At 43.6% G+C, this 15532-nt stretch carries 10 protein-coding genes; 3 read left to right on the top strand and 7 right to left on the bottom strand.

All coding sequences use genetic code 11. The annotated features are described in order from the left end of the window. Window positions 1-109: 109 nt before the first annotated feature. Window positions 110-1093, top strand: a complete 984-nt coding sequence (gene trhO, locus ACYFDN_RS08340) for an oxygen-dependent tRNA uridine(34) hydroxylase TrhO (protein ID WP_483510732.1) — start codon at window positions 110-112, stop codon at window positions 1091-1093. A 46-nt stretch (window positions 1094-1139) separates the two neighbouring features. On the opposite strand, the gene ACYFDN_RS08335 is transcribed toward trhO, so the two are convergent. The 4 genes from ACYFDN_RS08335 to ACYFDN_RS08320 all read right to left on the bottom strand — a co-directional run bounded on the left by ACYFDN_RS08335 (window position 1140) and on the right by ACYFDN_RS08320 (window position 4155). Beyond that, window positions 1140-1646 (bottom strand): RNA methyltransferase, encoded by a 507-nt coding sequence (locus ACYFDN_RS08335; RefSeq protein ID WP_483510731.1) that lies wholly within the window; start codon window positions 1644-1646, stop codon window positions 1140-1142. Window positions 1647-1770: 124 nt separating this feature from the next. Then, complete coding sequence (locus tag ACYFDN_RS08330; protein WP_483510730.1) at window positions 1771-2226, bottom strand: VF530 family DNA-binding protein; 456 nt, start codon at window positions 2224-2226, stop codon at window positions 1771-1773. Between the two features lie 64 nt (window positions 2227-2290). Further along, window positions 2291-3157, bottom strand: a complete 867-nt coding sequence (locus ACYFDN_RS08325) for a carboxylate/amino acid/amine transporter (protein ID WP_483510729.1) — start codon at window positions 3155-3157, stop codon at window positions 2291-2293. Window positions 3158-3498: 341 nt separating this feature from the next. After that, entirely contained in the window at window positions 3499-4155 is a 657-nt protein-coding gene (locus tag ACYFDN_RS08320) for an outer membrane beta-barrel protein (RefSeq protein WP_483510728.1), read from the bottom strand. A gap of 141 nt (window positions 4156-4296) precedes the next feature. Between ACYFDN_RS08320 and ACYFDN_RS08315 the strand changes: the two genes are divergently transcribed. Beyond that, the gene (locus ACYFDN_RS08315; protein WP_483510727.1) at window positions 4297-5238 is read left to right on the top strand and encodes a LysR family transcriptional regulator; all 942 of its coding nucleotides are present in this window, start codon (window positions 4297-4299) and stop codon (window positions 5236-5238) included. Window positions 5239-5339: 101 nt separating this feature from the next. Further along, window positions 5340-6239, top strand: a complete 900-nt coding sequence (locus ACYFDN_RS08310; RefSeq protein ID WP_483510726.1) for an HAD-IIA family hydrolase — start codon at window positions 5340-5342, stop codon at window positions 6237-6239. A 49-nt stretch (window positions 6240-6288) separates the two neighbouring features. Here the strand turns inward: ACYFDN_RS08310 and ACYFDN_RS08305 are convergent, their stop codons facing one another. The 3 genes from ACYFDN_RS08305 to ACYFDN_RS08295 form a co-directional block, all read right to left on the bottom strand. Next, on the bottom strand, window positions 6289-6690 hold the full coding sequence (locus ACYFDN_RS08305) for a hypothetical protein (RefSeq protein WP_483510725.1): 402 nt from the start codon (window positions 6688-6690) through the stop codon (window positions 6289-6291). Window positions 6691-6777: 87 nt separating this feature from the next. Continuing rightward, a complete protein-coding gene (locus tag ACYFDN_RS08300; protein ID WP_483510724.1) occupies window positions 6778-12171 on the bottom strand; it encodes a response regulator in 5394 nt (1797 codons plus the stop codon). A 216-nt stretch (window positions 12172-12387) separates the two neighbouring features. Continuing rightward, on the bottom strand, window positions 12388-15210 hold the full coding sequence (locus ACYFDN_RS08295; RefSeq protein ID WP_483510723.1) for a glycosyl hydrolase family 8: 2823 nt from the start codon (window positions 15208-15210) through the stop codon (window positions 12388-12390). Window positions 15211-15532: the final 322 nt, after the last annotated feature.

Below are 15532 nucleotides of genomic sequence, written 5' to 3'. Positions count from 1 at the left end.
CTCAACAAAGCACCACAAGATTGCTGCATCTTTTAGCATTTTCATTACAATGGCCTTCTTTAAAAATCATGCTCTGGGATTACGCCCCAAAAGGCAGGAAGCTAAGTCTATGAAAGAAATAACTATTTGCGCCCTTTATAAATTTGTTCGCCTAGATAATTATAAAGAGCTTCAAGAGCCCTTGTTAGCTTTAATGAAACAACAACAGGTGCGAGGCACATTATTACTGGCCGAAGAAGGCATAAATGGCACCATTGCCGGTCCAGACGCTGGCATAAGCACGGTGCTAACTTGGCTTAAAAGCGATAGTCGATTAAGCCAACTTACCGACAAACGCTCGTACAGTGAGCAGCAGCCCTTTAACCGCTCTCGGGTTAAGCTTAAAAAAGAGATTGTAACCATGGGTGTGGAGGGTATAGACCCAAACCATGTGGTGGGATCTTACGTTAAACCTGAAGACTGGAACGCCTTAATTGCTGATCCGGAAGTGATGGTGGTTGATACCCGCAACGACTACGAAATTCAACTGGGTAGTTTTAAGCATGCGGTTAATCCACATACCGATACCTTTCGTGAATTTCCAGACTATGTCGCTGAAGAACTAGACCCAGAAAAACACAAAAAAGTAGCAATGTTTTGTACTGGTGGCATTCGCTGTGAAAAATCCACCGCTTACTTAAAAGAGCAGGGTTTTGAAGAGGTATATCACTTAGAGGGAGGCATTCTTAAATACTTAGAAGAAGTGCCTGAAGAAAACTCCTTATGGCAAGGTGACTGCTTTGTATTTGATGAACGCGTAACAGTTGATCATCAATTACAACCAGGTGACTACGAACTATGCAGTGGTTGCAGAATGCCCATTTCACCCAGTGATAAGCAAAGCGCCAAGTTTGAACAAGGCGTTAGCTGCCCGCACTGCCATGACAAGCTAAGCGATGAGCAAAAAATGCGTTTTAGAGAGCGTGAAAAACAAGTTCGCTTAGCTAAGCAGCGTGGTGAGCAACATGTGGGAATGGAAGCGGCAGAGCATAGCCAACAGCGCCGAGAGCAAAAGTTGCAACTGCGCCAAGCGCAACGAGCCGACAAAAAATAGCGAGTAGTTGGGGCTTGTTAGCTATCGACTAACAAGCCTGACTTTATCACTTAGCCTTTAAGCGGTTGTTCACATCGCGGCTGCTACGAATAAGAGCCTCGCCACCGCTGGCTTTATCTGATTTTGCTAAGCGATCGTAGAGCACCACATTCACCGTGGCGGCCAAGTTCAAACACCCTTTGGTGGGAACATAAACCACCTCATCAGCTTTATCGACTAACGCTTGGCTAATTGAGCCATCTTCAGGACCAAACACATATAAAGCCTGCTCTGGGTGAACAAACTCCGGTAAAGGCGTAGCCCCTTCGGCTAGCTCGATACACACTAGTTTTACCTCATCGCCAGCTTGCTCAGCAAGCTCATCAACCCCGGTTAGCGGTATGTTCAAACTTTGGTTTTTAGTATCGGTATTAAAGCGGGCTGCACGCGCATAACGCTGGCCAGTGTAATACACCGCCGCAGCACCAAAACACCCAGCGGCACGCATTACCGAACCCACATTGCTAGGGCTTTTAGGATTAACTAATCCAATTTGAACAGACTTTTGAGACATATTTATCGATAAAACCTATAAGAGAGCGCAGTATTAATTACAGCAAAATCAACGAGGCGAAATTGTAACTGACTTTACTGCCTCGCCCCACTCACTAGAGCAAACTATTTAATCTGAGATCAGCTTATTTAGGCGAATTAGCCCATGGGTCTGCACTATCAATCGGATTAGATTTCTCAGCTTTAGGTTTTGCGCTAGGAGCTTTAGCAGGACGGCTAGGTCTAGCTTTTGGCTTCGGCTTGTTTTGCACTTGAGGCTTGGCAGTAATATCTATCACTACTGGTGCCCGCGGCTTTTGATCTAAAGGCACTAAACGGTCGCGAGGCGGCAGCGCATATTGAACATCATCGGGACGCGGTAAATGCTTAAAACGATAGAGATAAAAACTCTCTACCTTTTCGCGTGCCCAGTCAGTTTTGCGCAGAAACTTTAGGCAAGATTTAGTATTTGGGTTATTGCGAAAGCAATTCATATTCAAGGCAAACGCTAAGGTTTCCCAGCCGTAATGCTCAACAATTTCATCGAGCAGCACTTCCAGCTTTAAGCCGTGCAAGGGGTTGTTTTGTTGCAAATCTTTCATCAAGTTTTCCAATATATAGCGCTTGAATTAAACGGTAATTGTAGCAAAGCCATGCCAGTCACATTTAGACCTTAGCCATTCTTCGCTTTGCCCAACGCTCATTAATCGCCAGTGCTGCTAATATAATAGCGGCACCAATGCTTAAGCGCATAATGTCGGCATCGTGATTCCAAATCAACAGATTCACCGCAATGCCCGCTGGAATAAGCAAGTTATTAGCAACGGCTAATGCACCAATGTTGACTAAGGTAGCCCCCTTATTCCAAGCAAAATATCCCAAGCCAGAGGCTATTGTGCCCAAATACACCAATACTCCCCATTGGGTTGCAGTGGTTGGCAAACGCTCTGAATTACCCATCGCCAAATAGGCAATCACAGCCACTACCAAAGCACCGACAAAAAACCAAGCAAACACGGTTTGCTGGGCTAAGCGCTTAGGCTCATTAGCCATGATCCGTTTGTAAGCAACTTGCCCGGTAGCAAAACATAAGTTGGCCCCTTGCACCAATAAAAAGCCAGTCACAAAACCTTGGTCTATCCCTTCATAACGGATCGCCACCGCACCTAAAGTAGCGATAAAAGCACTTAATAAAAACTGCCAATTAAAACGTCGCTCAAAAGCATCGTTCACCAAGGTGACGTAAATTGGAGTCATCACTGTAAATAGCAATACTTCAGGAACCGACAAGAACAAGAATGACTGATAATAAAAGCCATACATGCAGCCTAATTGAATAGCTCCCACTAACATTAGTTTTAAGGCTAAGCTCCGGCTAACTTGTTTAGGCTTCAAAAACGGCAGAAAGACCAGTGTTGCCAGTGCAACTCTCATTAACACAGAAAACCACGCGTCTACTTGGCCAGCTAAATACACGCCAATTAAACTAAAAGAAAAAGCCCACAATAAAGTGATAGATAGTAAGTACTGCATACAAATCTTTGATAATAAACAAAGTCTAAAGTGTAATGGCTATTGGCTGTAAACCAAGTAAAAGATCAAACAATTCAGCGTTAATATAAACCTAGTTCTTTCAGTAGTTTTTTGGTTAGGCCAAGAGAAACAATGCGATGAGACTCTGTGAGGGACTATCTTAGCTGCTCATCTATTGTGGAGGTTCTACATTAGGTGTTTTAATTGAAGAATGACTAAATCCATTTACCCCTCTCTCAACAGCAAGGCAAAGAAACCATCCCTTGCCGTGAAAGAGCGTAGCGACTCAAGCTAAATGCCTAGAACCTGCATTAGCTAGCAAATAGCAATTAGATCATTACCTAGAAGCGATAATCTAAAGAAACAGTGTAAGTATTGCTATAAGGTAAAGATAGCGATGTAGATTCTCCACTTTCTCTAGTGAAGCCTTCAGAATAACTCTCAAACATATGACGATACTGAACATCTACAGATAGGCTTTCAGTTAACTTGTACTGCATGCCAAGCTGTAAGCCGTAGGTAAAATCGGTTTTACTTGATTGATGAGAATAACGCGAGCTTGGATTACCATCTTGCGGCTTGTGTTCGATCGATAACTTAGCCTTGTTATTCACTAGCCCCACTGTAGCGCCACCAAATAAAGAGAAGTTTTCACTCAATGGATGAAGATAGTCATACGAAAGTAAGTATTCGTTCTGCGCCAATTGGGCTTTAGAATCAAAATGGCTTGGGTACTCTCCTAAAGCATTGCGATAGACAGTAGCGTCGCTCATGTAGTTTATCGTTGCAGTAACACGGTGGTTCTCACTTAAATACACACCACCACGAACGTGGATAGCAGCTCGCCCAGCATCAGCCGAATAATTACTTAACAGTGTGTCTGAAGCATCAACTTTCACATTTTGATAGCCAGCACCACCACCAATGAAAAAATCATTGGCCAATACAGAATGGCTGGTCAAGCCGCCAATTACTAATGCCAATAACGTATTTTTCATAATGTTTCCTAATTAACTCAGTAAATTGGCGACATTATTATTTGATACATTTTGCAGTTCTAATTAGTAAATCAAATTAAGATCATAAGCTATACTTATCACAAAACTAAAGCTCATAAGAGAACCTAAGTTCCGGATGAAATGAAAATGAATAACAACCTTTACCAGCAATTAGACTTAAACCTACTGAGAACTTTTTTGATCTTATATGAAGAATTAAACATGCGTAGAGCAGCTGAACGCTTGTTTATATCGCAACCGGCCGTCAGCCAAGCCTTAAAAAAATTACGCTACCACTTCAATGATGAATTATTTGTAAAAGTATCTGCTGGCCTTGAAGCCACTGCATTTGCAGATGAGCTAAAAGCTGATATTTATCCACACCTGTCGGGCTTAGAGAGTGTTATAAACAAAAACATCGAACTTGATCTTCAATCACTAAATCAAACTCTCGAAATAGCTCTTTCGCCAGTTGTAATGGCTTGCCTTTCTGGCTCTCTGTATAAAGCCATAACCAAGCAAGCCCCAAACGCCAAGCTAGTATTAACTGCGTGGTCTAGCTCAACACTTGAAGATATAAGAAAAGGAAAAACGCTACTTGGTGTGAACTACGATCTAAAACATCCCAAAGAGCTATATAGTAAGCGCCTTGTTCAACTCGAAGGACGAGCAATTGTTAGACAAGGTCACCCCTTAGCAGCTCAAACTGTCACCCTAGCTGAATTAGCAAAGTACGACATTGCGTCAATGATCATCCCAGGCTGGAACGATAATTTTGTTTGGTTACAAAAGGTTATGGAAGAAAAAGGCTTAACTAGTAGGGTCGGCTTTCGTTCTGAAATAATGATGGCACTGATTGATGTTGTACTACACACGAACATGTTTTTACCTCATTCAAACTTATTTCCTCAGGAGTTTTATCCCAACTTAAGAGTCTTAAAGATAGAACAAAGCCAGTTGATTTATAATGAAAGCATACAAAGCTTGTATCACATCAAGAACCGTAACAACCCAGTACAACTATGGTTAAGCCAACTCATTAAAAAGGTTCTCGAAGAACAATTGCTAGCTAACAAAGACTAAATTTGATGGTGAATAATTGATGCTGATTAAGCTCAAATTCGAGTTTTAATTTAGTTAAAAACCTGCCAAAGTAGCGCTCTAATTTTTGCTGAGGTTTTACCATGTTTTACAGCCCATCTGAGGCATTTAACGCCTATTTAAGCATTCCTGAGCGTATGCCTAAAAATGTTCCGGTAGAGAAGTGTCAAACCATTAACAACATTACTGACATCGTAGACGATATTGATGTTTTCTTATTTGATGCCTACGGCGTATTAAATGTTGGTGGAACAGCGATAGATGGGGCTAAACAGCAAATCGATAAGTTACGACAAGCTGGTAAAGTAGTAATGGTGGTCACCAATGCCGCCACCCAAAACAAGCAGCAACTGTTTAACAAGTTTGTTCGACTTGGTTTTGATTTTAGTGACCAAGAGATCGTAAATAGCCGAGAAGTATTGTTGCAATACATGGATTTACACAGCAACTCACGCTTAGGGGTAATCACCCTCCCTGAGTTTCGCTTAGATATTCAACGCCCTTGTTTATACCCAGAGGACCAAGAGTTTTGGCAAGCCGAAGAGTTTTTGTTTTTAAGTGGGCAGGCTTGGAACGAAGGCTTGCAACAGCGTTTTATTACCGAGCTTAATCATAACCCCCGCAGAGTGTGGGTGGGCAACTCTGACCTAATTGCGCCTCTAGAAGATGGTGTATCACAAGAGCCGGGTAGTTTTACCCTTACCCTGCCTAAAGAGCTGTACCCTAACGTTCGTTGTTTTGGTAAACCTTATGCGCCAATATTTGAAGAAGCACTCAGCCGAATAAAACAAAGCTATGGTGAAGTAAATCCGCAGCGCATAGCGATGATTGGCGATACTCTGCATACCGATATACTGGGTGGTAATGCGATGGGCTTTAAAACCGTACTGGTCACACAGCACGGCTTTTTACGTGGTTTAGATGTTGCCGAGCATATAGCAAAAAGCCAAATTACCCCGCACTATCAGTTAGCCTCTATCTAAGTCTTACTGCCCGTGAGTGCGAATTGGCTAAGCGGGCCTTACTCTCAACTTAGTGAACAGTAGCCTCTGCTTGAGTAAGAAAAGCCTGCAAGGTTTGGCATTTTTGCTGACGCTGTTGGCTATCAAGCTGGCCCCACTCCTGCTCCGCAACGTGAACTAGGTTAGACACCACCGAATCCATCGGTTTATCCTGCTGTTTAGCCATAGCGGCAACTTCTTCTCGCCCTAATTTAATTGCTTCTCGATTACCCAATCGCCAGGCTTGAAAGTCACCTGTTAAACTTTTGTTTCCCGGTTTTGCTGCGCAAAGGCCACTTAGTGAATGATAAATAATCGACTGAGCAAATAATTGCTGATTTGAAGACACCGAAGCTTGTGGAAATGCTGCCGCTGGCAAACTCACTAGCACACAAAGCATTGCAACAACACTTGGGCAAAATGGCTTAATCATTGGTTTATCCTTTTCCAAACGCGATTTAGCTAGACTAGGTGAATAATCGAGCGCTTGCAGCAGAAACACTGGTTCTCATGATATGCATCAACTGAGAAGTGATTTTAAGCGCTGCAACTGCTCACTCGCAGCTTCAAAGTCATACTCAGCTGCGGCCTTGTTAATACCCAACAATTGCTTTTTCACCTCGGGCGGAAAAGCAAGCTCTGCTAGTTCGTCGATTCGCTCTACTGCATCAACGTCGCACTCTTCCAACTGCGCTTCTAGGGTAGTCAGTTCAGCCTTAAGTTGCTGCAGGTTGTTTTGCTGTTGGCTGTCGTCTTCAGCTATCTCATGAGTAGTGCCTTTAGGCAATAACAAGTCTATTTCTTGAAAGACCAGCTCTAGCAAAGTACTTACATCTGACAATAAAGACTGGATCCGCTCGTGACTGTTTTTATAGCTGTTGCTGCCCTCTGCCGACAAGATACTGGCAGCAACTGCTTCAAGTTCGGCAGCTGCGGCTTGCAATGAAAGCGCTCCAATATTCCCAGCGTTGCCTTTTAGAGTATGAATTAACCGGGTAGCTAATACCCAGTCGGACTCACCGCAAGCTTGCTCAAATTGTTCAGCAAAACTGCGCTGGTTAATACTAAACTTATTCAGCAGTTTGAAGTACAAGTTGGCGTTGCCATTACACGTTGCTAAACCGGCAGCCTGATCAATAATCTCAGGATTTAACCCTTCGGTAATCCCCGAAGGCACTGGCTCTTCTTGCGCACTAACAGGTGCTGTTTGTTGCAAACCAGAAGCGCTAATCCACTCGGCCATGGTGTTTATCATAGCTTCTACATCAATAGGTTTGCTGATGTAGTCATTCATGCCAGCGCTTATCACTCGCTCTCTATCGCCACTCATGGCGTTAGCGGTCATGGCGATAATCACCAGTTCTAAATCAAACTCTCGGATCTTTTGAGTGGCAGTGTAGCCATCCATAACCGGCATTTGGATATCCATCAATACCCCATCAAAAGCGCTTTGATGCAGCTTCTCTATAGCTAACTTGCCGTTTTCTGCTAACTCGCAACTTACCCCTATGCTGTTAAGTAGCTCTATAGCTAAGTCTTGATTTAACTCGTTATCTTCCACCAGCAGCACATGTGCGCCCTGCAACTTCTGTTTGGCTAAAGTGAGTTTGTCGCTAAGTTTGGCCAACGGCGTATACAAGGCAACATCACGCCCACTTACTTCAGCTATGGCGTTAAATACTTCCGAAGCCGTAATCGGTTTAGCTAAATATGCGCTAACGCCAGCGTCTTTACTTTGCTCTTTAAAGCGCGCATGGTCATACGCCGACACCATAATAAATTTAACCGGATGGCTGCCCGCTTCTTGGCGAATTGCTTCACAAGTGGCCACGCCGTCCATATCTGGCATGTTCCAATCAACAATGGCTACATCAAATTTATTAGGGTGTTTCGCCACTAAGGCCTGCGCTTCTGAGCCAGCATGTACCACGCTAACTTCTGGGCCAAAAGACGACACGATAGAGGCCATAATTTCAGCCGCACTTTCATTATCATCCACCACTAAAATGCACATATTTTCCAAGCTGGTTGGGCTAATTGCACTGCGCATGGCAGGCCGTTCATGGTTTAGCTTAAACCACGCAGTAAACAAGAACTCGGTGCCTTCACCCAAGGCGCTCTCTAGCCAAATGTCACCTTCCATTAGCTCAACTAATCGCTTACAAATAGTTAAACCTAAGCCGGTTCCGCCGTATTGACGAGTGGTAGAGGCATCCGCTTGAGTGAACGATTGAAACAGTTTTTGTTGTTGCTCGGGCGAAATACCGATGCCCGTGTCGCGCACCGAAAACTGCAACTTGGCACGGTTGGTTTGCTGTTCCAATAATTTAACTGAGAAAGCAATTTCGCCCTGCTCTGTAAACTTAATCGCATTACTGGCCAAGTTAGTGAATATTTGCCCTAAGCGAAGCGGATCGCCCATTAGGTTATGCGGCACCGAAGGCTCGACCACTGTGAGCACCTCAACCCCTTTATCCTGAGCCTTTAACTCGATTAAGTTGAGCTGATTTTGCAAGATATCTTGAATGCTAATATCTAAGCATTCCATGTCTAGTTTTCCAGCTTCTATTTTCGAGAAATCGAGAATATCGTTAATGATCCCAAGCAAAGAAGCCGCAGCATGGGAAACTTTATTTAGATAACCGCGAGTTTTGCGGTCCAGCTCAGCATTTAGCGCCAAGTGCGTCATGCCAATAATGGCGTTCATTGGGGTACGAATTTCATGGCTCATATTAGCCAAGAAATCTGATTTAGCTTTGTTGGCATTGTCGGCTTCATCAATGGCCAAGCTCAGCTGATTATTCAGATCTTTAAGTTCACTAATGTCGTAACACCAAAACAATACCGCTGGTTGGTCTTTAAACTGGGTATTTAAGTAGTTAGCCGAGCCGATAAATTGGCTACCATCGGTGCGTTTAAAGTTCATTTCGACATTGGCAACTTCCTCTCCCAAGGCCAATTTTCTGTAGCATTCATCGCGCTGGCTAATATCACAATAAATATTGGTAACTTGAAAATCATCTAGCTCGTTTGCTTCCACGCCAAACATGTCACGGCAGGTTTTATTAGAAAAAACGGTTTTGTTATTTTGTACAATGGCTACCCCAATCGGCGCAGCATTGAGCATATCGAACAGCAGCTGCTCGCGTTGTTGGATTTTTTGCTCTGCTAACTCTCTGGCTTTGATATGTGAGGCCAGCTTTCGGTTCCAGAACAGCGTTAAAAATATTAATACCAAGGCACCCATAGAAATTTGAGTAACCAAACCGTAGTCTACTTTTTCAACCAGTTTGTTAGGTACCCAGCTTAAAGTAATGTCATCACTTTGCTGTTGGGTTACTGCATCAATCGCTTTATTAATGATGCTATGTAACAAAGGCTCTGACTTAATCACAAACAACGTAGATACAATCTCTCGGTCAAAGTCAGCCGCGATCGCCATCTGGCTGTAACCACGTGTTTGAATCAGGTAGTTAAGCACCAACAAGCTATCGACCATGCCGTGATATTCACCATCGGCCACAGCGATAAAACCTTGCTCGGTGTTCTCTGGGTATTGCCAGTCAATATCGGGATAACGATTAACAATACTGCGGGTTTGCGAAGCTCCTTTTATAATGCCTATTTTCTTACCCGCCAACTGCTCAGCTGAACCAAAAAAGCCATCTCGCTCTAAGCCCATGTAGGCCAACTCGCTTTCCACCAAAGGCAGCGCAGGGTGATAATCTAACTCTAACCACTTATTATTAAGTGCCGCAGATACCAGCTTTACCTCGCGATTTTGAATCAACTTAAGAGAATCTTGCCAACTCTCGACAGGCACAGGTTTAAGCGTTAAACCAGTGCTCACACTTAATAGCTGCAAATAATCAGCCACTATCCCAATGTAGTTGCCATCTTCATCAAAGGCTTCATAGGGCAAGGCAGAAGGATCAACAGCTACCGCAACTTCAGGATTATCAGCCATCCAGGCTAACTCTTCTTTGGTGAAATTTATCTGCTGACCAGACAATTGATGGCGCTCGTAACTATCTCTTAGATCGGCTGTTTGCTCTTCGTTTAATAAAGTAAATCGACTGATATTTGGAATGCTGGGGCTACCAATTTGCGAGGAGCTTGTGGCTTCAAAATACAGAATAACCTCTCCCACTTTATCGGGGTTGTTGTTATGCACAAAGTAGCTCTCTTTAGACAGCTTACTCAGGTGGCTAATCTGCAGCACGTCAACCTCTTTGAGTTGACCGTCTATTTCTTGAGCTTTAAATATCACCTTAGGTGGGGAGTCTGAGCTAACAACAATGGCTTTTATATTCGAGTTCTTCTGAAAAACACCCGCGATATGTTTAATGATTTTAAGGTCATCATTAAAAATGTATGGCGCAAGCACATCACTCAATAAACTGGCGCGCTTTATTTGATTACTAAAGTCTGATTTAGCGTATAAGTCATTCAGTTTGGAGTAATCAGCACTTTGCTTAAACTCCTGTAAAGCTTGATTAAAAATGTCGCGATAATATTCATTTCTAAAAGCAACGGCATAACCCACGTCGGCTTGCTCAAAAATGTCGTGAACCACAAAATCACTTTGCAGTAAGGCCGTTAAGCCCGAATGTTTTATCGTCCACTCCAGCAAGCTTTGGTCTGCGATAATCACTTGAGCATTTCCAGAAAAGAACTGCTCCAAGGATTGCTCTTGAACACCATATTCTTGATAGCTCGAGGATACCTTAGCAACGCCGGCTAACGACTTACCTAGCACCTCAGATGCGCCCTCAAAGGCGGTTACGCTAAACTCAGCAAGCTGAGAGACCTTAGTAATATTGAGCTGATCGGTTTTACGGGTTAATGCCACATTGTGAAACTGCACAATGTTATCTGAATAAAATAACTCATCATCCTTTTTTGCCACCAAGCCGGCCGAAAAATCTAAGCTTTGATCCTCACTTAATATTTCATGAGCCCGCACAGTAGGAATTTGTTCTATGTCCCCTAGTTGATAACCTATAGAGGATAAGACTTCGCGAACAATTTCCAGCTCTAGGCCCACTTCAGAGCTTTGATCATACATGTAGGGGGGGCGACCAAAACCAAATGCTCCCGGCAGCAATTGCTGAGACGAACTGTCTGTTAACCAACGCCCACGAATTTTGTTGCGGGTAGCTATGTCTATTTTTTTGATTGACTTGTCGATGATGGATAGCAATACAGGAGAGTGTTTAGCCAAGCCCATATGAATAGGAATGTTTTTCCGCCCCAACACCACAGAGTTATTTTTAATGTTGCTTAAACGCAACTTGTTTTTGATATACAGCGCGGAACTCAGCTCGGCAATAGCAGCATAGGCTTCACCGTCGGCGACTGCTTGTAGTGTATGTGATAGCTCTGGATAGGTTTTAAACTTTAGCTGGGGAAAGTTTGTTTTTAACCAATTTACTTGCTCAAAGCCTTCAACAATGGCAACCACTTTTCCGGCTAAATCATCAACACTGGCAATGGTAGGAACGTCGCTTTGGGTAAAGACATATTCGGTATGTAGCAAAAATGGATGTGAGTAATTAACAAAGTCTTGTTTGGCTGAGTCTAAGTACATCATTGGAATCAACGAGAACTCGCCGCTTTTTAGGCCTTGCAACATGTCTTTCCATTGCATACCCAATTTGTAATCGAAACGAAGCCCAGAAATTTCTTCAATAACATCAAGGTACGAGCGAGTCACTCCATCAAAATCACCTTGAAGGTTTATAAATGCATAGGGGTAAAAGTTTGCATCGGGGGCTACTGATACAACCGTATTCTCAGCAATCCACTGTTTTTCTTGTTGAGTAAACTCTTCAACTTGAGATTGAGACCAAGCGTTAACAGTTAGCAGTAAACTTAATATCGCTCCAATTGCAGCGGTGATTCGGCTCAGCATATTCCTTTATCCAAGTCTGATGTGTAATTTCAACGGGCATTTAAGCTGATGATTTACTGTAAGAAGTAGAGAGCTACTTGGCTTAAATACTCACTAAAAGAGTAGTCTATTACTTGGAAGCTGCCGAATAGAAAGTGAGATTTGCGGCGATACAATTCACATTAATGATAAGTATAGAAATATGGCAGCTGGCGCTGCCATATCAGTCAATATCGTTTAGTTTGCGGGAGAGATTTTAATCCAATTTAGATTAAAGTTACCCTGCAAAACATTAAAACGAAGGGTTTGGGCACCACCGCTTAGCGCTATGTTGGTTTTGTTCTGGCTCACCCAATTTTGCCAACCACCGGTAGCCGCCACGTCACTAGCCGAGACTACAGTTTGACCATCGGCCTCTAAGCTATAACGCCCGCCACCTGGATTAGAAGCTACTCTAAACTCGATGTTATAGCGGCCTGCAGGCAAATCAACCGAATACTCGAGCCACTCCCCTGCTGCGGTCCAACCAAGGTTATAACCGCCACCTACATCGGAAGTGATTTGTAGATCTACATCGTCACTACGGTAACTGCCACCCGCATTGCCACTAGTGGTATCGTAATATTGGTTATAGTTTTCTGCTTGAACGAGCACTTCACTAGGAGTGCTTGGATTACCTCCACCAGTGCTGCTGCCGCTATATAGCTGGTACCAATCGAGCAAGGTATCGTTTTGCCCAACATCGGTTTCTAATACAAATTTAAGTGAGCTTGCTGCACTAGTTAAACTAAAACCAATCGTTTGCTCGGTTCTGCTGGTACCAATAAAGCTAGCTGTCCCTACTTTTACATTGTCGGCATAAACACTAATACCCGCAGCTGTGTTATTGCTGGATGAGCCATTAATCACCAAGCTATAGTCGCCTGCTGCTAAGTTGCTGCTGCTAACCGTTACCGCTTCACCATTTCCGTAAAGAATAACGCCAGCGTATGGTGACGTAATAGGTTGGCGATAAGACGGTGTAATCACTCCAGTTTCCAACTCAACTTGCTCAAGTAATTCTCCCTCTGTAGGCGGTGTGCCTCCATTATCATTAGCTGTAACAGTTATAGTCACCGTTGCGCTAGCGCTGGCTTGGCCATCACTAATGGTGTAACTAAAACTATCGCTGCCAACAAAACCACTGTTAGGAGAATAATTTAATGAGTCACCAACTTGGCTAACGCTACCGTTGCCCGCTTGGGTATAGCTGGTAATAGATAAAGCATCACCGTCGGCATCGCTATCATTTTGCAGTACCGCAATGCTTACCGCGGTATCCTCGGTGGTCGTGCTGCTGTCGTTATTGGCGGTTGGAGGGTTATTTCCTCCGGATGGTGGAGGGGTAACTACATCACACTCACCCGCTGGACAAATAATTCGATAGTTGCCGCTTAGTGCTAACATGCCAAACATATACAAGGTACCGTCGTAGTAGCGGTATTTTCCGCTAGGTACTGGGGTATCCCAAAAAGCTTGAATAAACTCCCATGAGCGTTGGTTGTTAGAGGCCAAACTCGCCATCGCATTCATGGCTACTAAGCCTGGGGAATGATCAGAATTGTTTTGATAAGGCGTTCCATCTAATTCATACAAACTCGCGTAAGAGTCGATGCCTTCACTCTTAAAGAAGCTCTGCAGACTATTTACGTAGGTAGTTTGCCAAGGGTCGGCTTGCCACCAAGCGAAGTCCATTGCTGCGTTGCCCACGGTGCGCCAAGCATCATATTGGAAGGTATCTTTCCAGTTTTGGAAATCACCATGTGGCGTACCATCAAAGTAAGCATAATCGGGGCTTAAACCGTTAGCAGGGTTAACCGTTGTTTTTAAGAAGGCGCGACTGGTCACCGCTAAATCAGCCCAAAACGCATTGTTATTGTCGGCCCAACGCGCCCACAACTCATAAAATGCTGGCAGATGATATGAAGGATCGGTCCAGTTTCTGTCGGTTGGTGTAGCCGGAGAAAACACTATTTGTTTTTCCGCATGGTTGAACAAACTAAACTCTTCTAGCTGACCTTGATTGTTGTAGCGGGTCTCACCGTTACCATACATGTCTTTTAAGATTTGATTCGCTTGCGCGCTGTAGTTGAAAATACCGCTGCCATCTCCCCATAAGTGAGAGGCAAAAAATAAGGCGGTTACAAAATACTCTTCACCATCGGGGGCCGGATTCGCATCTTGAATATTGCCTGAAGTGCTCACCTTCCAAGCAAAGTAACCTTTGTTGTTACCCGATTTATTGAGCGAATAGGTGTGCGCCCACTTCCACAACTTGTCAAAGTCATCCTGACGGCCCATTTGTACTGCCATCATCATGCCGTACGACATGCCTTCACTACGCACATCGTTGTTGCCCACATCCCAGATATAGGCCATGTCGTTGCCAACCGGAATAAAAATCGCTTGGTTAGTCGTATCACTGCTATGGAATAGCTGATCGTAGACCGCTTGTACTTTGGCATCTACTTCAGCTTTGGAGTAACCAAGCTCTTGGAACATGTTGCGGTATACACCGGTGTCGTAAGCGCCTGCGCTAGGTAAAACGGGTGCATCGGGCAGCGGTGCAATGTCACCAACTCGGTGTAACTCATACCAGTCGAGAAAGGTGTCATTACTTCCGTTATCGGTTTCTAGTCTAAATTGAAGATTAGCCGAACTTGGCTGAGTTTCGAGCTTAAAATTGATGCTATTTACTGAGGCGCTCGTCCCCGAAAATTCTGTAGCACCGATTTTTTGGCCGCCGAGATAAACGCTAATACCAGCAGCATTATTGGCACTACTTGCTCCTCGAATATCAAGGCGAAACTCGCCCGGAATATTTGATATTTGAGCCGATGTTTCAAGCCCATCATTATTGGCATAAGCAGCTACACCATTAAATGGGCTGTCAATTAGCCCCGAATAACCAGGCAGTAAACTGCCATTCTCCATTTCGAATTTTTGTAGTACTTCGGCCGAACATACTGGAGATAACACCCCAATACTTAACAGCGTTAATACTGTTCTTTTAAAGATCATTCCTTTTATCCTCATCTATGCAATAACGCAGTTCAGCCATCGAATATTATTTGGTTTTTAAACGATTAAATCACCCATATTAGTATTGGTAACTAGAGCAAAGGCTGAATGCAGCACAAACCATAGCAGCGCTCAAAAATTATCCAAGGCAGAATGAAAGTGATCATGAAAGAGAAAAGAAATAACGTACAAATTTCATACAGAACTGTGAACAGGGTTAACAAAAAGTTAACGTTAACATCCACAAAATTATGATAAGGATTTTTACATTAAAGCGCTAAAAACCAAAAGAGAGGCTAATGCCTCTCTTAAATTGTTTTGC

The organism is Agarivorans sp. D1326 (assembly GCF_056958115.1).
Note: the sequence above shows the minus strand (reverse complement) of the source record. Positions and strands in the feature narration are given on the sequence as shown.